Here is a 23,197-nt window from a genome sequence, read left to right on the forward strand (position 1 = left end):
GGGCCGGAACGCACCCGCACCATTCGTGAGGGGGGTGCTGGCAGCGTGGGCTCCTCGCGGGTGCGGTAGAGCGTGGCTGCGGTGCGGTCAGGGCGTGAGCAGGCGGTCCTGCTCCGTCGGCGGCGTGCCCGCGTGCCAGTCCAGCGCCTTGCCGAAGCGGACCAGTTCGCCGTAGAGGGCGGGGTCGACGCGGTCGGCGAGGATCAGGTCGAGCACTGCTTCGGCGGCCTGCGCGGGCGACTGGGCCTGGCTGAAGTCGCCGAACCACGGGCGCGAGGTGGGGGTGTCGACCATGCCGGGGCAGACGGCGGCGACCAGGGTGCCGTCGGCCAGGTCGCGCTCGCGGCGGTCGGCGGCGACCGCGCGCACGGCGGCGACCTGGGCCACCTTCGAGGGCACGTTCAGCCACAGCGGCCAGCCGTCCTCCGTGGCCGTCCTGTGGTGGACGGCGCTGCGCCAGGACTCGACGGCGTACTCGACCTGGTCCAGGGACGCGCCGTCGAAGAGGCGGTGCAGCCGCGGAGCGAGGTGGCCGAGGGTGCCCAGGCTGCTGGCCACGACGAGCAGCCGGCCGCCGGGGCGCAGGACGGGGCCGAAGGCGCGCAGGACCGCGTGGGTGGCGGAGTTGGACACGTCGATGAACTCGTCGGCCCGCTCGGCCTGCGACTCGCCGGGCAGCAGGCGGGCGACCGCGTTGGAGACGACGATGTCGACCCCGCCGTGGCGGGCCCGCAGGTCCTCGGCGAGGCGGGAGACGGCGGCGGCGTCCGTGACGTCCAGGACCTCGCCCTCGACGCGTGCCCGGGTCGAGGGCGCCTGTGCGACCTCGTGTGCCGCCTCCGTCACCCGCTGCCGGTCGCGGCCGGTGAGCAGGACCAGGTCGTCCTGGTCCATGCGGGCCGCGAGCCCTTCGACGAGGGCCCGGCCGAGCCCTTGGTTGGCGCCCGTGACGAGGGCGATGTGCGAAGTGTTCATGCCTCCACGCTAGGAACCCCGCGTCCATGAGTCCAACGAGAGTTCCGCACTGGTGGTATGCGTAGACGTCATGGACTTCACCGAAGTGTCGCTGACCGCGCTGCGGGTCTTCCGCGCCGTGGCCGAGCAGGGAACCTTCACCGCGGCCGCCGCGTCGCTCGGGTACACCCAGTCCGCGGTCTCCCGGCAGATCGCCGCGATCGAGCGGGCCGCGGGCGCGGAACTGCTGGAACGGCGCCGCGACGGCGTCCGGCTCACCGACGCGGGCCGCATCGTCATGCGCCGGGCCACGACCGTACTCGACGAGATCGAGGCCACCGCGCGTGAGCTGTCCGGCCTGCCGGCGCAGGGCGGGACAGTACGCCTGGGATGGGTGCCCAGCGCGGGCGCCGTGCTGGTTGCCCGCGCCCTGGCCGAGCTGCGGCGCACCGACCCCGACCTGAACGTCGTCGGGCGTGAGGGCGGCACCCCCGCACTGGCTCGGGCCCTGCGAGCCGGCAGCATCGACCTGGCCCTACTCGCCTCCGGACCGCCGTTTCGCGCACCGGACACCGAGTCGCCCCCGCTCGCCCTGCAGACCCTGACCGAACGCCCCCTGTACCTCGCGGTGCCGGCCGCCCACCCGCTGGCCCGCGGCGAGTACGTCGACGTCGCCGACCTGCGCGGACAGCGCTGGATCGCCAGTTCCTCCTCGGGAGAGGAACGGCTGATGGGCGTCTGGCCGGGCCTGGACGAGCGGCCCGAGATCGCCCTCACCGCCCGCGACTGGCTCGCCAAGCTCCATCTCGTCGCCGCCGGCTGCGGGCTGACGACGGTGCCGGCCACCCTCGCGCCCGTCGCGCCGCCCGGCGTGCGCGTCCTGCCCGTCCGCGGCGGCCCCCAGGAACAGCGCCGGCTGCTGCTGGCCCGCCTCCCCCACCCGCCGGAGCAGTCCGTCAGCCGCGTCGCCGCCGCGCTGCGCGCCGAGGCACTCGCCACCACCGCGGCCGCGCCACCCTTCTGACGGAGAGTCAGGCCAGGGAAGCCCAGCCCGTCCCGGTCAGGTCAGGTCAGCTCAGGTCAGCGTCCGGGCGGCGTCCGTTCGGTGGCAGGCACCGTTCTCGTGGGCCTACCGGCGACGCGTGCGGGCCGCGCCCTCTCTCCCCGGCGCGTGGGGGTGGTTCGCGCGCCGGGTGGGTGCCTCCGCGCGCCGGAGCGCGGGGTGCGCGGGCGGCACGCACGCGAGCGCACTCCCGCGGCCCGCCTCACCACGGAGGTTTACACCACCGGGGGCGCGAAGCCGCCCCCCGCACGCTATACCGCGGGCCGGTCCGGGGCTGCTTGGCTGGTCCCTGCGCGGAATCCAGCCGCATTGCCACCAGCGCCCGCCCACGTCCGCCAGACCGTCAGCGTTCGTCAACGCCCTTGTCCACCACCGCCGTTCACCCCTGCTCACCTCTCCTCACGCTGCTTGTCCAGCTCATCTTCCGGGAGAAAACGTGCCCGAATCGGTACGCACCACCGGCGCCACCACCGACGACCCCGCCGCCGAACCAGCGAGCGGCGCACGGCTCACCAGTCTCAGCACCCAGGCGGCGCGCCAACTCGCCACCACCACCAAGTCCGAACCGCAGATGCAGGGCATCAGCTCGCGCTGGCTGATCAGGATGCTGCCCTGGTTGGACATCAAGGGCGGCACCTACCGGGTCAACCGGCGCCGCCAACTCCGCGTCGGCCGCGGCCGGGTGGAGTTCGAGCAGAACGGCGCCGACGACGTCCGGGTCATCCCCGAGACCCTCACCGAGCTGCCCCCGCTGCACGGCTACACCGACACCGGCGGCGTGCTCACGGAACTCGCCGCCCGTTTCCAGGTCAAGGAAGTACGCCCCGGCGAGGTGCTGTTCGAGGCCGGGCAGCCGGTGACGGACACCTATCTGGTCGTCCACGGCCGGCTCACCCGCTACACCGCCGGCATGTACGGCGAGGAGGGGATCGTCGGGGTCGTCACCGACGGCGACCAGCTGGGCGACGAGGCCATCGGCCGGACCGACCCGCGGTGGACGACCTCGGTGCGCGCCGACACCGCGGGCGTGCTGCTGGTCCTGCCCTGGCAGACGGCCCGCGAGCTGATCGCCCGCGAGCCGTCGCTGGCCGAGCACCTGGCGGCGTACGCGGAGCAGCAGCGGCTGCCCACGAACCGCCGCGGCGAGGCCGACATCCCGCTGCAGGCCGGCCACTCCGGTGAGCCGTCCATCGCCGGCGGCTTCGTCGACTACGAACTCGCGCCGCGCGAATACGAGTTGTCGCTCACCCAGACCGTCCTGAAGGTGCACAGCCGGGTCGCCGACCTCTACAACGACCCGATGGACCAGACCCAGCAGCAACTCCGGCTGACCATCGAGGAGATCCGCGAGCGCCAGGAGTGGGAGCTGGTCAACAACCGCGAGTTCGGCCTGCTGCACAACGCCGACTACGGCCAGCGGATCAGCACCTTCTCGGGCCCGCCGACCCCCGACGACCTCGACGACCTGCTCGCCATGCGCCGCAAGACCCGGCTGTTCATCGCCCACCCGAAGGCGATCGCCGCGTTCTTCCGGCAGTGCAACAAGCGCGGTCTGGTGCCCGGCACCGCAAATGTCGACGGCCACGAGGTCCCCGCCTGGCGCGGAGTCCCGATCTTCCCGTGCGGCAAGATCCCGATCAGCCCGCAGCACTCCAGCAGCATCATCGCGCTGCGCACCGGCGAGGCCGACCAGGGCGTCGTCGGCCTGCACGCGACCGGCATCCCCGAGGAGTACCAACCCGGCCTGAACGTGCGCTTCATGGGCGTCAACAACGCCGCGATCATCAGCTACCTCGTCACCGCCTACTACTCGATGGCGATCCTGGTGCCCGACGCGGTCGGCATCCTGGAGAACGTCCAGCTCGGCCGGGTCGAGTGACCGCGCCGAGCGACCGAGCGGAGTTCGCGATGGCCACTCCCCCCGACGCCGCCCCCGCGCGCCCGCTGCTGCCCCGGCCGCCGAGCTTCCCGCGTCCCGCGTCCGCCCGCCCCACCGGGGCGATCCCCGGACTCAGGTACCAGCCGGCCACGCCCGCCGACCCGGAGAAGGTCAAGGAGATCGACCGCCGTCTCGAGGCGTGGGCACGCGAACTCGACCTGTTCCCCACCGCCTGGACCGGCGACTTCGCCGGATTCCAGTTCGGCCGGGCCGTCGTACTCCAGCACCCCGGCGCGGCGGATCTGGACCGCCTGACCGTCGCGGGGCAACTCCTGCTCGCCGAGAACCTCGTGGACGACTGCTACTGCGAGGAAGAGGAGGACCGCGGCGGGTCGCACCGCGGACTCGGCGGCCCGCTGATCATGGCCCAGTCGGCGATCGACCCCTTCCACGGCACGCCGGAGGCCGAGGAGGACTGGCGGCAGGGCATGCAGGCCGACGGGCCACTGCGCTCGTACCACTGGGCGATGAAGGGCTACGCCGGCTTCGCCACGCCCAGCCAGACCACCCGCTTCGTCCACGACATCGCCCGGCTGCACCTGGGCTACCTCGCCGAAGCCGCCTGGGCGGAGACCCGGTTCATGCCCAAGGTGTGGGAGTACCTGGTGATGCGCCAGTTCAACAACTTCCGCCCCTGCCTGTCGATCGTGGACGCGGTCGACGGCTACGAACTGCCCGAACCGGTCTACTCCCGCCCGGAGATCCAGCGGATCACCGCGCTCGCCTGCAACGCGACGACCATCGTCAACGACCTCTACTCGTTCACCAAGGAGTTGGAGACCGATCCGCACCATCTCAACCTGCCGCAGGTCGTGGCCGCCAACGAGCGGTGCGGGCTGAAGGCCGCCTATCTGCGCAGCGTCGAGATCCACAACCAGATCATGGCGTCCTTCGAGGAGGAGGCCGCCGCACTGTCGGCGACCTCACCCGTCGTCGGCCGCTACGCCCGCGGGCTGTCGGACTGGGTGGCCGGCAACCACGAGTGGCACGCCACCAACACCCACCGTTACCACCTGCCGAACTACTGGTAGGCGCAGTTCGCTTCACCCGCACCACCAACAGCACCCTGTACCAAAGGAGTCAGCGTTGACCACGACCCACCGCGGCACCACCACAGCACCGGTGCCGGCCCAGTCCTCGTACCAGACCCGCGTCGCGGACTACTGGAACGCCGAGGAGAACCCGGTCAACCTCGAACTCGGAAAGATCGACAACCTCTACCACCACCACTACGGCGTCGGCGACGCCGACTGGTCGGTGCTCGACGAGACCGACCCCGGCGTGCGCCGGGAGCGGATCACCGCGGAACTCCACCGGCTGGAGCACGCCCAGGCCGAACTGCTCGCCACCCACCTCGGGCCGCTCTCCCCCACCGACCGGGTCTTCGACGCCGGTTGCGGGCGCGGTGGCGGCAGCGTCGTGGCGCACCTGCGCTACGGCTGCTCCGCCGACGGCGTGACGCTCTCCACCAAGCAGGCCGCGTTCGCCAACGCGCAGGCCCGCGCCCGGGGCATCGACGGCAAGGTCCGCTACCACCACCGCAACATGCTCGACACGGGCTTCCAGACCGGCGGCTACGCGGCCTCCTGGAACAACGAGTCCACGATGTACGTCGAGTTGGAACTGCTCTTCGCCGAGCACGCCCGGCTGCTGCGCCGCGGCGGACGCTACGTCACCATCACCGGCTGCTACAACGACACCTACGGGCGGGCGTCCCGCGAGGTGTCCCTCATCAACGCCCACTACATCTGCGACATCCACCCGCGCTCGGCGTACTTCCGGGCGATGGCGGCCAACCGGCTCGTCCCGGTCCACGTCGAGGACCTCACCGCGACGGCCATCCCGTACTGGGAGCTGCGCAAGGAGGCCGACCACCTGGTCACCGGCGTTGAAGAACCGTTTCTGACGGCCTACAAGAACGGCAGCTTCCAGTACCTGCTGATCGTGGCCGACCGGGTCTGAGCGACCGGTCAGGCCCGTCAGGGCCCGCGCAGACGTCGAGCGGCGCGTGCCGGCCACGGGAGGGTGCCCCGTGGCCGGCGCGCGCCGCCGTCGTCCTTCCGCGTCCGCCGCTCACACGCAAGTGCGTCAGATCGCGCTGAGCGTGGTCCACTTCTGCGCTTCGGTGCCGTTGCAGTCCCACAGTTGGAGCTGGGTGCCGTCGGCCGTGGAGGAGCTCGGGTCGTCGAGGCAGCGGCCCGACGCCGGGTTGCGGTAGCCGCCGTCGTACGGCTGCCAGACCTGGTTGGCGCCTCCGTTGCAGTCCCAGATCTGCACCTTCGTGCCGTCGGCGGTGCCGCCGGCGTCGGCGTCGAGGCACTTGCCCACCGCCCGCAGGGTTCCGTCCGTCCGCAACTGCCACCACTGCGCGTCGCTGCCGTTGCACGACCACAGTTGCACGGCGGTGCCGTTCGTAGCGCTGTCGCCGTTGTCGTCCAGGCACTTGCCCGCGATGCCGGACTGCACCGGGCCACCGGCCGGCACCGGGGGCGTGATCCAACCGGCGGCGTCGGCGGCCTGGATGCCGGCGTGGAAGGCGTCGGCCATCTTCTGGTAGCCGCCGTCGTTGGGGTGGAGCTGGTCGGACAGGTCGTCGGCGGTCAGGGCGCTCATGTCGACGAACCCGACGTGCTTGCCCGCCGCCTGCTCGGCCTGCACGATGCCGGGCACGGCCGCGTTGAAGGCCGGCCGGTTGGGCTCCTCCACCGGGTTGGTGGACACGATCAGCGAGCCGACCAGCACCGTCGCGTACGGCGCGTCCGCGGTGATCTGGTCGATCAGCGCGTGCAACCGGTCGGTGGCAGTGGGCACTTCGTAGTTCTGGTTGAGGTCGTTGGTGCCGATCTCCAGGGTGATGACGTTGGGCCGGTAGCGGTCGAGCACGCTGTCCGCGATGCCGGCGATCTGGTCGATCCGCCAGCCGGAGTGGCCTTCGTTGTCCGGGTCGGCCATCGTGCCGTTGCGGCCCGTGCCGACGAAGTCCAACGCGTGCCCGTCGGCGGACAGTTCGTCCCCCAGCGCGGCCCGGTAGCTGTCGCCGGTACTGCTGCCGACGCCCCAGGTGATCGAGTCACCCAGCGGCATCACCCGCAGGCTCGACGCGTCGGCGGCGGACGCGTGCGCGGCCGGTGCGGTCCGGTGCTGGCTGCCGACCGCGCCGGCCGGCAGCGCGGTGCCGGCGCCGATACCCAACGCGGCGGCGAGCGCCAGCGCGAACAGTAAGGGAGGTCGTCTCATCGTGGTGCCACGCTCCTTCACGAGAAGTGGGGGGAACAGGGCGTGCGAAGGTCGAACGGCCCGGTCAGCCGGCCGCGTTGAGCAGATCGAGCACGCTCTGCTGGCAGCCGTAGTCGCTGCTGCCGGCGCCACCGGCCCAGTGCGGGCCGTACTGGTCGAGGGAGTTGCGGTCGTTGTCGTACGCCGAGTTCGCCCACGCGGTGAGATCCGCCGCGTAAGGGTGGTCGGACAGCTGGTTGTTCAGCTTGCCGAGCCCGCGCACGTACGCGCCCTTGAAGCTCGGGCCGTCGCCGGTGCAGCCGTCACCCTCACCGGGCTCGCGCAGCACCCCGCCGGACTGGAGGTCGACGGTCGACGCGTCGGCGAGGGTGCGCGCGGTGTCCAGCAGCCCCGAGTCACCGGTCGCCTTGTACAGCTCGGTCAACCCGCCCAGCACCACACCCTGGTTGTACGTCCAGGTGGTCTGGCCGTTGTTGACGCAGGAGTCGTTCAGGCCGTCGTTGATCATGTGGTCGCCGTTGATCATGCCGCTGTTCTGGAACCACGACCACTCGGTGTTCGCCCGACCGAGGTAGCTGGTGTCACCCGAAATCCGGTTGTGCAGCGCGGCGTTCAGATACAGGTACAGCTCGTTGGTGATCGCGTTCTTGTACTCGCCGTCGGTGTTCCAGCGCACCCCGCCGCCGCACGTGTCGTTCCAGTTGTCGAACATGTGGTCCGCGTCGGCTCGCGCGGTGTTCAGGTAGCGGCTGTCACCGGTCGCGTCGTAGGCGTCGACCCAGGCCAGGCCCCACCAACCGGTGTCGTCCAGATAGCTGTTGGTGAAGTTCCCGTCCTGCGCGTTGATGTTCGCGTCGTACGTCTCGCTGATCGCGTACTTGTAACTCGGCATGCCGCTGATCCGGGCGTCGTCGATGATCGCGGTGAGCGCGTTGGCGCTGGTCCACCAGCCGTTGCCGCCGAACAGCTTGGTGCCGCGGTCGTACGACATCATCAGCGCGGTCGCCGCGGCGGTGCCCCGGGACCACGCGTTCCAGGTGGTGCGCGCCCACGAGGTGCACGCGATGTCGCTCGAACCGGACGCCTGGCCGCAGGCCCGCACCGCGCCGACGCCCTCGTTGTTCCAGTCGTCGACGTTGTACATCAGGGTGCGCCAGCCGCCCGACCCGGACGGCACCGAGGTGTCGCCGAGCTTGCTGCCGTCGCTCCAGGTCCGGCCGCCGTCCATCGAACGGTCCAGCCACACCTCGTCGCCCGCGCCGCCGTTGTCGATCGACGCCCACGCCATCGCGTCCGCGTCGTCGACGTGCAACACGATCGAACGCGAGTTGACCGACGTGCTCACCGGCTGCCGGTCCTGCGTGCTCAGCGCCGGGTCGCGGGCGTCGCAGTACGTGTTGCAGATCGTGCTGGCCGCGCTCACCGAGGGCGCCGCGGACGCCACCTCCGCCGGTGGCGCCGAGCCTTGCGCCACGGCGGTTGACATCGTTGTCAGGGCGGCCGCGAGGACGGCGATGCGCAGTGGTCTCATTGCACGCATGGGGGGCTCCTGAGCGTTTGGCCTGGCGCACGGGGCACGCCACTTGGGGGGCGCTGGGGGGAGAGCGCTCTCGTCGGAAGCTAGCCAGCGGGTGAGGGCGCGTCAATAACCCGCGCGGATGGTCGGATCACTCGGGGGCGGGGGTGCCGTTCGGCCGGGGATAGGGCGGGGGTGCGAAGTGGGGGCGCCGTTCGGCCGGGAGTCGCCGGAGGGGACCCGGGTGGACTCGCGCGGGTCCACCCGGGTCCCTCCGGCCCCGTGCGGACTCCTTCGGCACACGCGTCTCATCGGGCGCACTCTTCCCAGGTGGGGGCCGGCCACACCGGGGTGGGGTGCCCGGGGGCGAGCCGGCGCCCTCTTCGCGTGGCGGGGCTCGGCGATCGCGCGGCGGTCGCGCGGCCGGGAACGGGCCGGGTGCCGAGCTCCCGTTTTCCGCCGCACCGCACCACGATCCACCACGAGCGCACACATACGGATGGGCGTGGCCCGCTCCGCAGACGTCGGATGTCTCTTCGCGGCGCGAGGTATGCCCGGGGCGAGGTCGGGAGCCGACCCGGCTTCCCGCTTCCCGCTTCCCGCTTCGGACTTGGGGCCCGGGGCCCGGGGCCCGGGGGCTTCGGGGAAACGGGGAAACGGTTCGGCTATGCGGTGAGGCGCCGGAGCGAGGCGTGTCCGGGTGGGCCCCAGGTGGGCTTGCCGCCGGGGCGGCCGTGCACGCCGGCGTTGCCGATGGAGATGCAGGCGAGGGCGCGGCCCACCGCCCAACCGCGGGCGCGTCGCAAGGTCGCGGCGTCCGGAGCCGGCCGGTAGGCGGTGTGGAAGCGGTCGGCGGCGCCGTCCGGCAGCAGAATCCACGCCGCGGCGAGGTCGAAGGCCGGGTCGCCCGCGAAGAGGTCGCCGAAATCGATCACGCCGGAGAAAGTGCCGTCCGTGGTAAGGATGTTGGCCGGATGCAGGTCGCCGTGGAGCCAGAGCGGCGGACCGTCCCACTCGGGCGCGGCGGCCGCGTCGTCCCAGACCGCGCGCACCTTGTCCGGGTCGGAGACCAGTCCCTCCTCGACGGCAGCGGCGAGCCCCCGCACGAAGCCCTCCGTACTGTCGGCCAGCGCTCCCCCGCGGCCCCGTCCGCTGGGCGCGCCCTCGGGCGCAGGACGGTGAAGGGCCGTCAGGAAGGCGGCCAGAGCGTCGGCCGCCTCCTCCCCGCGCGTGGCGGGAGCGCGGTCGGCGGGCTCGCCCGGCACCCAAGTGGTGACGATCCAGGGCCGCGGAAACAGCGCGGAGGGCTCACCGAGGCGCTGCGGAACGGGCACCCGCAGCGGAAGGCCCTCGGCGAGCGAGGGCAGCCAGGTGTACTCCTTGCGCAGCAACTCGTCCGCCGACTCCGTCGCCCACGGCAGCCGTACGGCGAGGTCGTCGCCGAGCCGCCACAGTTGGTTGTCCCAACCGCGCGCGCCGAGCCGTATCGGGTGACGGGCCAGGTCGGGGTGCTGGTCGCGGAGCAGTTCCCGGACCAGCTCCGCGGTGATCTCCGTGTCGGCGTGGGTCATGCGGGCCAACGATAGCCGGGTCCCGGTCCGCGACCGCCGGGCACCGGCCACGGCCGCCCCGGCCACCCTGGTGAGTACGAACTCCGCGAGGAAGCGGTGTCGGAGGTGGCGGTGCCGCGGGTGACTTATTGGATTGCCGTCGCCGGGCCCGGTCGGATAAGAAGCTTGCATGCTACGGGGCGAAAAGGTCGGGCTCAGGGCCCGGCACGACGACGACATCCCGATCCTGCGGGCTGAGCTCTACGACGACGTGGTCAACGCCTCGCGGGCGGAAAGCGGGCCGTGGCGGCCGATCACGCCGGGCTCGAAGGACCCGCGGCTCGTGGTGGACGACACGGACCGGGGAAGCGTCCCGTTCTCCGTGGTGGAGTTGGGCGGCGGCACCTTGGTCGGCGCCGCGGTGCTGTGGGGCATCGACACCCACCACCGGTCCGCGCACATCGGCGTCGGGCTGCTGCCGTCATCGCGCGGCAAGGGCTACGGCGCCGACGTGGTCGCGACGCTGTGCCACTACGGCTTCGTCGTGCGCGGCCTGCACCGGCTGCAGATCGAGACGCTGTCGGACAACACAGCGATGCTGCGCTCCGCCGAGCGCAACGGCTTCGTCCGCGAAGGGGTGCTGCGCGCCTCGGCCTGGGTGATGGGCGAGTTCCTGGACGAGGTGCTGCTCGGTCTTCTCGTCCAGGACTGGAAGCCGGACTCACCGGGCCATACAGCTAGGGCCTGACCGATGCACCGGTCGGCCTCGTGCGTGATCGGCTGGGTGCGGCATCGGTCGATGAGCCTGCACCTGCCCTCTGGCGTCAGCGGCGCGTTCTTATGCACGGTGAGACCTCTCGTCATGGGCTGAGGCGTACGCGGCGATGCGGGCTGCGTGGCCGGGGATGTGTCTCGTGGCGCGGAGTTCGATCAGGTCGCGCCAGGGCATTCGTCGTTCGAGGAGGGACTCGCCGTCGCGGCTGAAGAGGTGCAGCAAGACCGGCCTCACAGCGGCCCGGTCGGGGACTTCCCGGAGCACCTCGCCGAGCTCAAGTGCGTGGGCCCGGATCATCGCAACACGATGCTGGTGGCTGGTCGAGGCGATGAGTTCGGCGATGGCGCCCTCGTCCATCGCGTGCTGATTGTCGACGACTGCTGGGTGGCCTTGAAGGATGTCGCGGGCTGCAGCAGTGCAGGATCGGGTCGCTGAGCGCCAGATGGCTGAGGGTCCAGTCGATGTCGTCTTGTGCCGGTGCCGGGTAGCTGGTCGTGTCCGGGATTGACTCGGCAATGGTCAGTAGGCCGCGATAGGCAGCCTCAAGTTGGGTGGTGTCCACGGGGCCTTCTCTTGTGAGGGTTGCCGGCGCCAGTTACTCGTGGTCAGTTACCGGGATCGGTGGGTGCGTGGCGGTTGGTGCGGCTGAGCGCGATGAGCACGAGCAGGGACAGGACTGCGACGATTCCGGCGAACCAGCTCACAGCAGTGGTGAGGCTCATCGTGGTGGCGAGGAGTCCGACGCCGAGGACGGGCAGTCCGACGCCGGTGTAGACGATGACGTAGAAGCTCGAGAGCACCTCGGCGCGGCTGCTGTCAGGAGCCGCGTTGTTGACCGTGGTGAGTCCGCCGAGGAACACCAACCCGTGGCCGATGCCTGCCAGGAGCGTCGCTCCCAGAAGCAGCGCGAGCGAGGGCGCGCTCCCGACCAGCACAAGAAGTCCGAGGCCCAGCGCCAAGACCGGCAGGCCAACGAGCTGGAGGCGGCGCGGTGGTCGTCCGTAGGCGAGGAGCTGAACGACGGCTGAGCAGGCCAGCATCAGTGCCGCCGTTCCTCCGCCGAGTAGCAGGTTCGTACTGTTCGTGAGTGCGACGACGTAGGTCGGAATGAGAGTGAGGAACAGTCCGATCACCGCGAAGGCGGAGAAGTTGGCTGTCCCGCTGGTCGCGAACACCGCTCGCATCCCGCGCGGAATCTGTGGGCGGCGAGGCCGCCACCGGGCCCCCTGCTGCGTGGCCGGCATCCGCATGACGGTGATGGCTGCTGGGATCAGCAGCACGATTTCGACGACGAAGGGCACCACGTCAGGTGCCGGTGCGCACTGGGCGAGTAGTCCGGCGAGGACTGGGCCGAGACCCAGTCCGCCCACCGATGCCACTGTCGAGACAAGAGCAGCTTTGCGGCGGCTGCCGGAGGGTTCGAGTTCGCTGAGTGCGGCAGTCAACGCTCCAGATGCCGCGCCAACGGCCAAGCCCTGCAGTATCCGAGCAGCGAACAGCCACCCTGTGCTGGTTGCGAGCGCGAACCCGAGCGATCCCAGGGCCGCCAGCACGATGGCGGGCAGCAGTACGCGGCGTCGCCCGATCGCATCCGAGAGCGGACCGGCCACCAGCAGAGACGGGATGAGCACGGCCACGTAGACGGCGAAGATCAGCGTGACGACGAACGGCGAGAAGCCGAACCTCGTTGCGTAGCTGCGATACAGCGGCGTCGGCAGGTTCGTTCCGGTCAACAGGATCAGCAGCGTGTAGGCCGTGGCCCAGAACCGCCGCCCGCTCGCCCTACTCGCCCGTGTGCCGCGGCCGGACGGCTCCGCCAGCCCGCGCGAACAGACGGGCACTTCGGTTGCGCTGGGGTCGGTCGGCATGCGCTCCCCGTCCAATTATGTTCGCCGATCCCGAACATAACAGATGTTCGAGTGTTCCGAACATGCTTGGTAGAGTAGACGGCATGGCCAGCCGCACCGCAACCACTCTCGTGCACCCGGCTCGCGACGAGTTGGAGTTCACGACCGCGATGACCGCGCTGAGCGATCCCATCCGACTGGCGATCGTCTCTCGGCTCGCCGATGCGGGACCCGGGGGTGAACTGGCGTGCACCACGTTCGCGCTGCCGGTCAGCAAGTCCACCCAAAGCGGCCACTTCAAAACCCTGCGCGAGGCTGGGGTGATCTCTCAACGAGACGAAGGGACGAGGCGGCTGAATCGGCTCCGACGCGACGACCTCGACGCCCGCTTCCCCGGCCTCCTCGACCTCGTCATCCCTCAAGGGCGCGACGTCATCGCCGGCTGGGCGTAACCAAGCGGAGAGAGGTGGGAAAGGCTGGCTGCCAGACCCCAGAGACCGAAGCCCGCCGAAACATCCAGTGCCCGGTCCGGCGCGCCGGACGCTCCTCAGGCTCACGCCGTTCGCCGAGCCGGTCGGAGTCCGGCTGACCGAGGCCACCACGGAGCACGTGGTGGGAACCCCGGCCCGAGTCCACGCGGGGGCGTTCGGCATCGGGTGCCGTGCTCACTGCGCCGTGCCCGACAGCAGCCAGCGGTGGACGGGGACTTCGAGGAGGAGGCGGGTGCCGGCGGGGCGGGTGGGGGCGGTGACGTCCCAGGCGTACTTCTGCTGGAACGCGGCGACGATGTCGGGTGGGAACGGGGTGGAGGTCAGCCGGGCGGTGCCTTCGGCGACGACCGGGAAGCGGCCGTCCTCCAAGGCGAGGGAGACGCGCGGCTCGTGCCGGATGTTCCTGACCTTGACGGAGAAGTCGTCCGTGCCGATCCACCACCGCGCGGCCTCGTAGACGAACCAGACGGGCGTGACGTGCGAGGAGCCGTCCGGCCGTACCGTGCAGAGCCAGACGTTGCGTTCCTGGTCCAGGCGCTCGCGGACGGCCGGGCCGGGGTCGGTCGGTGGGAGGGCGTTCATCGGCCCATTGGATCAGCCGGCCGGGGGGACGGCATCAGGCGCGGGCTCGGACCAATGTCCTAGGCGGATGGGAGGATGTCACGCATGGTCTCGGTAGTGCAGAACGTGGCGATCGACTGTGCGGATGCGTACGAACTGGCGCGGTTCTGGAGCAAGGTGACCGGGCGGCCGCTGAATCCGGAGGACCGGCCGGGCGACCCGGAGACCCAGGTGCTGCTGGCGGAGGGCCCGGTACTGCACTTCAACCAGGTACCGGAGCCGAAGACGGTCAAGAACCGGCTCCATCTGTGTCTGCGCCCCGAGACCTCACGCGATCAGGAGGTGGAACGGCTGCTCGGCCTCGGTGCCACTTTTGTCGCCGACCACCGCAACCCCGATGGCTCGGGGTGGGCAATCCTCGCCGATCCCGAAGGCAACGAATTCTGCGTCCTGCGCAGCGAGTCCGACCGAGCCGCGACAGGTTCCTGACGCTCCCCTGCCGTCCCGGCCGCCGGTTTCACACAGCGGCAGCCGGTCGTGGGCTCCTCGTTCGGGACACTGCCGGCGAGATCGGCGCGTACGATGCGCGAGACCGTATCTGCGATCAACGCACTCGGGGCGGTCCATATCTCGCCTGCCGTAACTGAACTGTTTGACGCAATCGGGGAAGATCCGGAGTTGTGGCGCGGTGAACACCCATGAGTTGGCAGCCATGCGGCGTGCTATTGCAATTTCCGCTCAGGGATTAGGATCGACAAGTCCGAATCCGCCGGTTGGATGCGCCATCCTCGACAGCGAGGGACGAACGGTCGGCGAGGGATACCATGTCCGCAAGGGGAATTCGCATGCGGAGGTAAATGCCCTCACCGACGCCGGGAAACACGCCGAGGGCGGAAAGGCGCTGGTGACTCTGGAGCCGTGCAATCACTACGGCCGGACGCCACCCTGTCGGGAAGCATTGAGCCTTTTCCATCATCGGTCTGAGCTGACCAGATGTAGGGTGAGGACGGCTTGGACGAGGGCTGTGATGCGTGTGGTGGAGCACCGGAGTTTGCGCAGGAGCCGCCAGTTCTTGAGGGTCGCCATGGCCTGCTCGACGAGTGCGCGGATCTTCGCGTGGGAGCGGTTCACCGCCTTCTGCCCCGGGGAAAGCGTCTCCCATCGCCCCCAGTACGGGATGCGGACTGTGCCGCCAGCGCCGCGGTAGCCCTTGTCGGCCCAGCAGGTGACGTGGGCCCGGTCCAGGGCATCGATGATGCCGTGTTCGCGGGCCGCTCGGACGTCGTGGACGGCTCCGGGCAGGGCCGGCGAGGCCCACAGCAGTCGGCCGAACGGATCGGTGAGAACCTGCACGTTCATGCCGTGTTTCTTGTGTTTCCCGGAGTAGAAGGGCCGGTCCGCGGCGATGCGGTCGATCGGCAGGAGTGTGCCGTCCAGGAGCACGAACGCCTTCTGCGAGGCAGTGCGGACGGCGTCGGCCAGAGTGGGGGCGAGGACGGCCAGGAGCTCAACGGCCTTGGCGACATCGCGGTATGCGGTCGCGAGCCCCACGCCGAACCCGGTGGCGAGTTGGGCGTAGGTGTGTCCAACGCGCAGGTGAGCGAGGGTGAGAAGGGCTTGGCGGCCGGCGGGCAGCCGTCGCCAGCGGGAGTTGATGGCCCGGCGATGCCGCCGCAGCTGATCTGCAAGGAAGCGGAGGGCGGAACTGGACACGTCCACGCCGGACGGGTAGACAAGCATGCGAAGCCTCTGGTGGAGACGGTTCTCTTGGTCGAAAACCCATCGCCGAGTAGCCGAGGGGAATTTCACCCCTCGGCTCTCACAGAACCGTGCGTAACAGTCGCCCGTTACACGGCTCTTGTCGCTCTGATCGTCAGATCAGAGCGGCGTCCACGGTGAAACGCCAGTGCGCGAACATGCGGGGGTACCGCTGGGCGATCTCCCGCAGCTTCGCAGTGGCTTTCCGTTTAGCCGCGAGCCGTTTGTACTTCTGGCGGATCCAGCGCACCAGGTAGGCGTTGATGCGCATCAAGAAGGGATGCAGCTCCCACGGCCTGAAGCGGCCGTAGTAGTTGATCCATCCCGCCACCACGGGATTGATCCTGCGGGCGAGCTCGCTGAGGGACAGATCGGAACGGGTGTGCAGGTGCCAGGAACGCACCTCCCGCCCGATCCTCCTCAGAGCGTCCCTGCTGGCCGCCGGCTCGAACGCCAGAAACTTCCTGTTGAACCGGTTCCTGTTTCCCCTGGGACGGAACGTGTACCCAAGGAACGTGAACGCCGTGTTCTCGAACGAGCCGCGGCGGACGCCGTCCTTGCAGTAGACGATCCGGGTCTTGTCCGGGTGCAGTTGCAACCCGACTTCGACCATCCTGTTCGCGAGCGCGGCCAGCACCTGGCGGGCCTGCCGCTCGGTGACGCAGTGCAGTACCGCATCGTCGGCATAGCGTTCGAACCAGACGGTCGGGAACTCCCGCGCCATCCAGGTGTCGAACGCGTAGTGCAGGAACAGGTTCGCCAGGACGGGAGACACCGGGGCCCCTTGCGGGGTCCCGCGCCCCCGCTCCAGCAGGGAGCCGTCGGGCATGACGAGCGGGGCAGCGAGCCACCGCCGCACATACAATTTCACCCAAACGGCGTCGGTGTGCGTTTCCACCGCCTTGACCAGCAGGTCCCAAGGCACGCTGTCGAAGAACTTGGCGATGTCGAACTCGACCACCCAGTCCCGTTTCCAACAGCGGTCCCGGCACCTTTCCACCGCGTCCAAGGCTGACCGTCCGGGACGGTATCCGTAGCTGTCCGGGTGGAACACAGGGTCCACTCGGCGCATCAGATGCCGGGCCGCCACAGTCTGGGCCACACGGTCGGCGACAGCGGGAATGCCAAGCATTCTCTCTTCACCTCCGTGCGGCTTGGGAATAGCCACCGCACGCACCGGCGGAGGGAAGTACGAGCCGGACGACATACGGTTCCAGACCTTGTAAAGATTGTTCTTCAGATCCTTCTCGAAGTCGTCGACGCTCTGTCCGTCCACTCCAGGTGCGCCCTTATTCGCCCTGACTTCCTCCCATGCTTCCTTGACTTCCCACTTCGAGATATCAAACGGCTTGACCTGTGACTTCAACTGGTCCACCGAACTCCTCCCGGAGAACATCCGGTTGATGCGATCAACACAGTCACGAACGACCCGGCCCCTTCGCTCCACCCCCGTTACAGGGACTTCACCACTACTACGGGCCGGTCCGCCAGCAGGACCCGCATCGGTACTCGACCCCTCGCAGTGTCTGCTACTTGGGGCACTCCCTGTCGCCCACCGCTACGCGGCGGGCAGTATCGGGACCTGCCTTCTCCTGTTCCATGCGGAAGCCGCAGACCGGACTCACGTCGCCTGCATGCCGGACACCGCCTGGCCAATAAACGGGCACTCGCCAGGCTCATCCCGGAGTTCTGATAACACCCCGGTTTCGATGTCGTCTGTAAGCCTTTCGACACGTCAGCAGCGATTCACTTACGTTCGTCTTCCCGATCCCCACCTGACGCCTCTCACGGCGCCTTTTCCTCATCGCTCACCACGACGGTCTTCAATCCAACGCAGCATGAGGCGGTTTGAAGCCTCCCCCCGAAGGGCGGCTCCGAAGGGCCACGAAACCTTCATCTTCCGCACAGCACCATTTTCAGAAGCTCCCCTACAATCAGCTTCCTTCCATGTTCAGGACGCAATACCAGGGGCTTCGCCTCGTTGTCACCCCAACTGCGCGTACTCATCAGCAGGTTGGAGAAGGCTCACTGCCGGTTCGAGGGCGTCCAGAGTCTCCCCGGCGACAGCCAAGCCGGCGGAGTCCTGGTGAGCGCGTACGACCGTGGAGTCCACGCTCACCAGCTCCAGCCCGACCAGGCCCCGTCCGGCAGCCACCGCGAGCAACGCGTCCATCAACCCCTGGAAGACACCGGCCCGGGCCCAGCTGTTGAACCGCGAGTACACCGTGGACCAGGGCCCGTACCGCTCCGGGACAGCACGCCAACCCGACCCGGTACGAAAACGCCAGACCACCCCGTTGAACTGATCCCGCACCCGCCGGGGCAGCGGCCCTGTCGCCGCAACTGGCAGGAGGGGCTCGATCCGAGCCCACTCGGCATCTGTCACATCAAAACGCGCCACACCCGACTTCTACCAGCAGCCAGCACGACAGGAGATCCGAATCCCAAGCAGCTCCTAGCCTCGGGCTTTCACGAGCAGTGCCGTCTACCGCTTGATCATAGATGCGAGGAGCGCTCCTGACCTGCACAGATGAGACCTGTGGAGGCTCCTGGCCGTTGCTGCGGAAGCGCACTTCTCGGATGAAGAGTGCTGACCTGTATCTGCATGTCCGCGTCCAGCGCGACGGCCGTGGGATCAGACGGGTGAGGTGCTGCTGGTCGAGACAGTCTGCAACACCGGCCCGCATCAGGCGATAATGATCGTTACCTGCCTGTGCGTATTACTTGGGGGTCGTGTGAGTCTGAGTCCGCGTGAGGTGTTTCTCCGGCTTGTTCATGGGGTCGCCGACGGGAACTCAAGCGAGTTGCCTGACCTGTACGGCGAGGTCACCGATGTCCGGCATCCGATGGCGACGCCGGAGTCCGAGCCGTTGACGAGTCGGCGTGCGCTCCGGGAGCACTTCACGGTGCCGCCGGAAGCTCAGGAGTCCTTGCCGAAGAGGCGGGTCGTCGATGTCGTCGTTCACGAGACCGCCGATCCTGAAGTGATCGTCGCCGAGTTCGCCTATGAGTTCACGTTGCCGGACGACTCCAGGTCCAAGGTGCCCTGCGTCTTCGTCATGCGTGTGCGGGACGGTCAAATCATCGAGTCACGCGACTACATCGACCCGATCCGTACATACACGGCACGCGGGGACCTTGACCGCCTCCTCGCGTCGTTGCGCAAGGGCGTTTCCTAACCTCGCGCTTTCCGAGGTGGGCTGTCCATCTGGTGATCATGAACGTAGAAAGTGCCTCTGACCAGCGAGAATGAGGATTGCTGAGGTCCTTGTTCCGGCCACCGCCGGAGGCACTTTCCAGGTGAAGAAGCGTATCGGGTTCTATCCGCGTGTCCGCGCCGAGGGCGGTGGTCGCGGAGTGATTTCGCAGGCCGGTGCGGTGCTGCTGGTCGAGGCGGCCCGCAAGACCGGTCTGGATGCGGCGATGTCGGCGGCGCTTGAGCCGTGGCGCAAGCCGCGGGCGGTGCACGATCCGGGAAAGATCCTGCTCGATGTGGCGCTTGCCGTCGCGCTGGGCGGGGACTGCCTGGCCGACGTGGCCCTGTTGCGGGCTGAGCCAGCCGTGTTCGGGCCGGTGGCCTCCGACCCGACGGTCTCTCGCCTGGTCGGACAGCTGGCCTCGGGCGGCAAGCGGGTCCTGGCCGCGCTGCGCACCGGCCGTGCCGAAGTGCGTGAACACGTCTGGCGGTTGGCCGGGAACGCCGCGCCGGACGCGGACGGGCAGGTGATCGTGGACCTCGACGGGGTCCTCGTCCTGGCGCACTCCGAGAAGGAGAACGCCGCCGCCACCTGGAAGAAGACCTTCGGGCACCACCCGCTGATGGGGTTCGTCGACCACGGCCGGGGCGGGTCCGGCGAGCCGGTCGTGGGCCTGATGCGGCCCGGCAACGCCGGCTCCAACACCGCCGCCGACCACATCGAAGCCACGAAACTGGCCCTGGCCCAGCTGCCGAAACGGCTCCGGCGGGGGCGTCAGACGCTGATCCGCACCGACTCCGGCGGCGGCACCCACGAGTTCGTCGCCTGGCTGGCCCGGCGCGGGCGGTGGCTGTCGTACTCGGTCGGGATGACCATCACCGACGCCGTCCACCAGGCCGTCCTGAAGGTCCCGGCCTCGGCCTGGACGCCGGCCGTGGAACCCGACGGCGACATCCGCGACGGCGCCTGGGTGGCCGAACTCGCCGGCGACTGCCTGACGGGCCGGCCGAAGGGCCTGCGGCTGATCGTGCGCAAGGAACGGCCGGTGCGCCGTGAGGCGCTGTTGATTCGAACGGAGGTGGGAGACCTTCGTCGCTGATCCTGTCGCAGCAGGACGGTGGAGCTGAGGGCAGTCTGATCCGGGTGGTGCCGGTGAGGGCGGGAAGCAGCCCTGACAAAGCCGGGACGTGTCAGCACTGCCAGATGGTGCGGGTCCGGCGAGCGGGACGGAAAGGAGTACGAGAGGAACCGGCGTTTACGTCCCTTCATCTTGCACCGGCTCGAATCTGGTGGATATGGGCCGGGGGCGGTGCGCAACCCGTCGGATATCGGCGGGTAACTCCTGGGCCGGATAGGACGGCTGGCCGGGAGACCACGGTGAAGTGCTGCGGGGTAGCCGTGGTGATGCCGCAGGGACAGAGTCGGGCTCCTCCTCCGTCGAGCGAATCACAGTGAACACGGGAACCATCCGGGTCCTGCCACCCGGCCGGGCCGCCAACCCGACCGGGCGGCTGAGCGCACCGACCGCAGATCGGGCCGGGATGGGGCGGAGCCGTCGTAGTACTCCGAGCCGGGGAAAGCCCGGCACATGGGGAAGGACGGCAACGGTTTCGAGAAGGGAAGGAGGCTGCAATGTCGAAAGACGCGTCGGTGAACATCGGCGCCGCGAATGCGATGGACCCGGTGGGGCCGCGCGCCCGGGTATCGAGGATGCAGGCCAAGCTTCACCGTTGGGCGGCGGCCGACTCCGGCCGCAGGTTCGACGACCTGTTCAACTTCGTGCACGACCCGGCGACGCTGCTGGCGGCGTTCGATCGGGTCGCGGGCAACACCGGCGCGAAAACTCCTGGAGTCGACGGCCTGACCGCCGCCGATATCGAGGAGGGCGTCGGTGTGTCCGGATTCCTGGACGACCTGCAAACCCAGCTGAAAGACGGATCGTTTCGTCCGCTTCCGGTGCGGGAGCGTAAGATCCCCAAGCCGGGCGGCAGCGGCAAAGTCCGGAAGCTGGGGATTCCGACCATTGCGGATCGGGTCGTTCAGGCGGCGCTGAAGCTCGTGCTGGAGCCGATCTTCGAGGCCGGCTTTCTGCCGGTCTCGTACGGATTCCGGCCGAAGCGAAGGGCACACGACGCGGTCGCGGAGATTCAGTATTTCGGCAACAAAGGCTACCGCTGGGTGCTGGATGCGGATATCGAGGCGTGCTTTGACTCGATCGACCACACGGCCCTCATGGACCGAGTGCGGACCCGGGTGAAGGACAAGCGCGTGCTGCTGCTGGTCAAGGCGTTCCTCAAGGCCGGGGTGATGACTGAAACCGGTCACTTCGAGGACAACCCGACCGGCACGCCGCAGGGAGGCATCCTGTCCCCCCTGCTAGCCAACATCGCCCTGAGCGTGCTCGATGAGCATGCCCATGGCCCATGGCGGCCGGGTGGGACGATGGCCAGCCCCGTAAGTCGCGCCCTCCGTCGCCGGAGGGGATTGCCGAACTGGCGGATCATCCGCTATGCGGATGATTTCGTCGTGCTCGTGTTCGGCAGCCGTGACGATGCGGAAGTCCTGCGCGAGGAAATTGCTGATGTGCTCGCGCCGCTGGGACTTCGTTTCTCCGAAGCCAAGACCCGCGTCGTGCACATGAGCGAAGGGTTCGACTTCCTTGGGTTCCGCCTCCAGTGGAAACGCAAGCGAGGTACGGACAAGTGGTACGTCTATACCTTCATAGCTGACCGGCCCATCCGGTCCTTGAAGGACAAGATTCGTGCCCTGACACACAGGTTGTCGCAACAGCCACCCAGGGACGTGCTGAGACGGCTCAACCGGATCATGCGCGGCTGGTCCAACTACTTCAGATATGCAGTCGCGAAGAGCACCTTGCAGACTCTCGCCATTTTCGTCTGGCGGCGGATTGCCCGGTGGTGGATGCGGCTGCACCGCTGGAGCTGGACCGACCTGCGAAGGCATCTCACCGACCACACCGGCCGGTGGCTGATGCCCTCATCGGACGGGATCGAATTGTTCAACCTCGGCCGGGTGCCAACCGAAAGGTACCGGTACCGCGGCAATAAGATCCCGAACCCCTGGATCCTGGCCAACCACGCCTGACGGCAGAGACCGTGGAGAGCCCGGTGCGTGGAAACGCGCACGCCGGGTTCGGCGAGCGGTCCGCAGAAACGGACCGGTGGCAACACCGGCACCGCGCTGCGGGCCGACTCACCCACCCCGGGGCCCAGTTGCGGTTCACCGACGCCGACGGCATGCGGTTGACCTGCTTCGCCACCAACTCGGCCAGCGAGGCGATCGCCGCCCTCGAACTACGCCACCGGCAGCGGGCCCGCGCCGAGGACCGCATCCGCGCCGCCCGTGCCACCGGTCTGCGCAATCTCCCTCTCCACGACACCGTGCAGAGCCAGATCTGGCTGGAGATCATCCAGATCGCCCTCGACCTGCTGACCTGGATGCCCCTGCTCGCCCTGACCGGCCAAGCCCGGCTCTGGGAGCCCCGCCGCCTGCGGCTTCGGCTGTTCTCCACCGCCGCCCAGCTCGTCACCACCGGCCGCCGCCGCTACCTCCGCCTGGCCAGGCACTGGCCCTGGACTGACGTGATCACCGATGCCCTGGACCGGCTCCAGTCCCTACCGAACCCCGGCTGACCAGCACCTTCCCGCCCCTGCGAGCAGCACCAGTCCACCGGAGCCGTGGAACCCGGCGCACACCCGACGCGACAGCCGGGCACTCAACCTGCGCAGACTCCGAAATTCCCCACCAACACTCGCCACAAAGGGCCCGTCAGCAAGCTGACGGACCCTCATGCAAGATCGAGGCTAGCCCAGGCACGGCTTGTGACCCCGGTCCGGACCGGCCTTTCGGTCTGCCTGGGTAGGACCGGGGTGATGGCAGGTATAGGGGCGTCTAAAAATCTTGGGATTCGTGTCCTCCCAGTGAGGGGCGTTCGGGGTTGTAGTGGGTGGAGAAGGATCCCTTCTCCCGTCCGTACGATCCGCAAGGGGAGATTCTTTGTCTCGGTTGAAGAAGTACATGGTGGCCGTCGCGACGGTGGCCGCGTTCGCGGGTGTGCCGACGACGGTGTATGCCTTGTCCCCGTCGGCGTCGGCGTCGGTCCTGACCGGCAGCAGCGGCCACGCTGGTACCGGCTCGAGCAACGGCGTGACCGGCGGCAGCGGTGATCGTTCGAACGGCCACACTGATGGCGTAGGGTGCGGCGGCACCGGTAGTGGCTCGGGCGGGTGCGCCGCTCTCCCCGGGAAGTGACATCGGGGTGTGCCCGGCTTCCACCGGGCACACCCTT

21 protein-coding genes and 1 pseudogene are annotated in these 23,197 nt (G+C 69.0%); 13 read left to right on the forward strand and 9 right to left on the reverse strand.

The window, feature by feature from the left end; all coding sequences use genetic code 11:
* Positions 1–87: 87 nt before the first annotated feature.
* Complete coding sequence (locus OG370_RS08175) at positions 88–975, reverse strand: SDR family NAD(P)-dependent oxidoreductase (RefSeq protein WP_328462085.1); 888 nt, start codon at positions 973–975, stop codon at positions 88–90.
* Positions 976–1,045: 70 nt separating this feature from the next.
* Between OG370_RS08175 and OG370_RS08180 the strand changes: the two genes are divergently transcribed.
* From OG370_RS08180 to OG370_RS08195, 4 genes are all read left to right on the forward strand, one after another.
* Positions 1,046–1,978, forward strand: coding sequence for a LysR family transcriptional regulator (locus OG370_RS08180; protein WP_328462087.1), 933 nt, complete (start codon positions 1,046–1,048; stop codon positions 1,976–1,978).
* Between the two features lie 475 nt (positions 1,979–2,453).
* The gene (locus OG370_RS08185) at positions 2,454–3,896 is read left to right on the forward strand and encodes a family 2B encapsulin nanocompartment shell protein (RefSeq protein ID WP_328462089.1); all 1,443 of its coding nucleotides are present in this window, start codon (positions 2,454–2,456) and stop codon (positions 3,894–3,896) included.
* Between the two features lie 29 nt (positions 3,897–3,925).
* The gene (locus OG370_RS08190) at positions 3,926–4,987 is read left to right on the forward strand and encodes a family 2 encapsulin nanocompartment cargo protein terpene cyclase (protein WP_328462091.1); all 1,062 of its coding nucleotides are present in this window, start codon (positions 3,926–3,928) and stop codon (positions 4,985–4,987) included.
* A 55-nt stretch (positions 4,988–5,042) separates the two neighbouring features.
* A complete protein-coding gene (locus tag OG370_RS08195) occupies positions 5,043–5,918 on the forward strand; it encodes a geranyl diphosphate 2-C-methyltransferase (RefSeq protein WP_328462093.1) in 876 nt (291 codons plus the stop codon).
* A gap of 126 nt (positions 5,919–6,044) precedes the next feature.
* Here the strand turns inward: OG370_RS08195 and OG370_RS08200 are convergent, their stop codons facing one another.
* The 3 genes from OG370_RS08200 to OG370_RS08210 all read right to left on the reverse strand — a co-directional run bounded on the left by OG370_RS08200 (position 6,045) and on the right by OG370_RS08210 (position 10,280).
* Entirely contained in the window at positions 6,045–7,193 is a 1,149-nt protein-coding gene (locus OG370_RS08200) for a ricin-type beta-trefoil lectin domain protein (RefSeq protein WP_328462095.1), read from the reverse strand.
* 64 nt (positions 7,194–7,257) lie between these two features.
* Positions 7,258–8,733 carry a glycoside hydrolase family 76 protein gene (locus tag OG370_RS08205; protein ID WP_328462097.1) on the reverse strand — a complete coding sequence of 492 codons (1,476 nt, stop codon included), beginning with the start codon at positions 8,731–8,733 and terminating at the stop codon, positions 7,258–7,260.
* A gap of 641 nt (positions 8,734–9,374) precedes the next feature.
* On the reverse strand, positions 9,375–10,280 hold the full coding sequence (locus OG370_RS08210) for an aminoglycoside phosphotransferase family protein (protein ID WP_328462099.1): 906 nt from the start codon (positions 10,278–10,280) through the stop codon (positions 9,375–9,377).
* Positions 10,281–10,449: 169 nt separating this feature from the next.
* Here OG370_RS08210 and OG370_RS08215 point away from each other — a divergent pair, with 169 nt between their 5' ends.
* Together OG370_RS08215 and OG370_RS08220 are read left to right on the forward strand one after the other, a co-directional pair.
* Positions 10,450–11,007: a GNAT family N-acetyltransferase gene (locus OG370_RS08215; protein ID WP_328462101.1), complete on the forward strand. Its 558-nt coding sequence runs from the start codon at positions 10,450–10,452 to the stop codon at positions 11,005–11,007.
* Positions 11,008–11,154: 147 nt separating this feature from the next.
* A complete protein-coding gene (locus tag OG370_RS08220; protein WP_328462103.1) occupies positions 11,155–11,469 on the forward strand; it encodes a hypothetical protein in 315 nt (104 codons plus the stop codon).
* Between the two features lie 170 nt (positions 11,470–11,639).
* On the opposite strand, the gene OG370_RS08225 is transcribed toward OG370_RS08220, so the two are convergent.
* Positions 11,640–12,902 carry an MFS transporter gene (locus OG370_RS08225; RefSeq protein ID WP_328462105.1) on the reverse strand — a complete coding sequence of 421 codons (1,263 nt, stop codon included), beginning with the start codon at positions 12,900–12,902 and terminating at the stop codon, positions 11,640–11,642.
* Positions 12,903–12,985: 83 nt separating this feature from the next.
* On the opposite strand from OG370_RS08225, the gene OG370_RS08230 reads away from it, so the two are divergent.
* The gene (locus OG370_RS08230) at positions 12,986–13,333 is read left to right on the forward strand and encodes an ArsR/SmtB family transcription factor (protein WP_328462107.1); all 348 of its coding nucleotides are present in this window, start codon (positions 12,986–12,988) and stop codon (positions 13,331–13,333) included.
* A 213-nt stretch (positions 13,334–13,546) separates the two neighbouring features.
* On the opposite strand, the gene OG370_RS08235 is transcribed toward OG370_RS08230, so the two are convergent.
* A complete protein-coding gene (locus OG370_RS08235) occupies positions 13,547–13,954 on the reverse strand; it encodes a pyridoxamine 5'-phosphate oxidase family protein (RefSeq protein ID WP_328462109.1) in 408 nt (135 codons plus the stop codon).
* 84 nt (positions 13,955–14,038) lie between these two features.
* Here OG370_RS08235 and OG370_RS08240 point away from each other — a divergent pair, with 84 nt between their 5' ends.
* Both OG370_RS08240 and OG370_RS08245 read left to right on the forward strand, forming a co-directional pair.
* Positions 14,039–14,422, forward strand: coding sequence for a VOC family protein (locus tag OG370_RS08240; RefSeq protein WP_328473893.1), 384 nt, complete (start codon positions 14,039–14,041; stop codon positions 14,420–14,422).
* Between the two features lie 223 nt (positions 14,423–14,645).
* A pseudogene (locus OG370_RS08245) lies at positions 14,646–14,894 on the forward strand (bifunctional diaminohydroxyphosphoribosylaminopyrimidine deaminase/5-amino-6-(5-phosphoribosylamino)uracil reductase RibD); the annotation flags it as partial.
* Positions 14,895–14,905: 11 nt separating this feature from the next.
* Here the strand turns inward: OG370_RS08245 and OG370_RS08250 are convergent.
* The 3 genes from OG370_RS08250 to OG370_RS08260 form a co-directional block, all read right to left on the reverse strand.
* The gene (locus tag OG370_RS08250; protein WP_328462111.1) at positions 14,906–15,673 is read right to left on the reverse strand and encodes a transposase family protein; all 768 of its coding nucleotides are present in this window, start codon (positions 15,671–15,673) and stop codon (positions 14,906–14,908) included.
* A 133-nt stretch (positions 15,674–15,806) separates the two neighbouring features.
* On the reverse strand, positions 15,807–17,066 hold the full coding sequence (gene ltrA, locus OG370_RS08255; protein WP_328462113.1) for a group II intron reverse transcriptase/maturase: 1,260 nt from the start codon (positions 17,064–17,066) through the stop codon (positions 15,807–15,809).
* Positions 17,067–17,675: 609 nt separating this feature from the next.
* The gene (locus OG370_RS08260; protein WP_328462115.1) at positions 17,676–18,092 is read right to left on the reverse strand and encodes an IS5 family transposase; all 417 of its coding nucleotides are present in this window, start codon (positions 18,090–18,092) and stop codon (positions 17,676–17,678) included.
* Between the two features lie 247 nt (positions 18,093–18,339).
* Between OG370_RS08260 and OG370_RS08265 the strand changes: the two genes are divergently transcribed.
* From OG370_RS08265 to OG370_RS08280, 4 genes are all read left to right on the forward strand, one after another.
* On the forward strand, positions 18,340–18,870 hold the full coding sequence (locus OG370_RS08265) for a nuclear transport factor 2 family protein (RefSeq protein ID WP_328462117.1): 531 nt from the start codon (positions 18,340–18,342) through the stop codon (positions 18,868–18,870).
* Between the two features lie 121 nt (positions 18,871–18,991).
* The gene (locus OG370_RS08270) at positions 18,992–19,987 is read left to right on the forward strand and encodes an IS1380 family transposase (RefSeq protein ID WP_328462119.1); all 996 of its coding nucleotides are present in this window, start codon (positions 18,992–18,994) and stop codon (positions 19,985–19,987) included.
* Between the two features lie 533 nt (positions 19,988–20,520).
* On the forward strand, positions 20,521–21,993 hold the full coding sequence (ltrA, locus tag OG370_RS08275; protein ID WP_328462121.1) for a group II intron reverse transcriptase/maturase: 1,473 nt from the start codon (positions 20,521–20,523) through the stop codon (positions 21,991–21,993).
* Positions 21,994–22,016: 23 nt separating this feature from the next.
* Positions 22,017–22,541 carry a transposase gene (locus tag OG370_RS08280; protein WP_328462123.1) on the forward strand — a complete coding sequence of 175 codons (525 nt, stop codon included), beginning with the start codon at positions 22,017–22,019 and terminating at the stop codon, positions 22,539–22,541.
* Positions 22,542–23,197: the final 656 nt, after the last annotated feature.

The organism is Streptomyces sp. NBC_00448, from assembly GCF_036014115.1.
Taxonomy (GTDB): domain Bacteria; phylum Actinomycetota; class Actinomycetes; order Streptomycetales; family Streptomycetaceae; genus Actinacidiphila.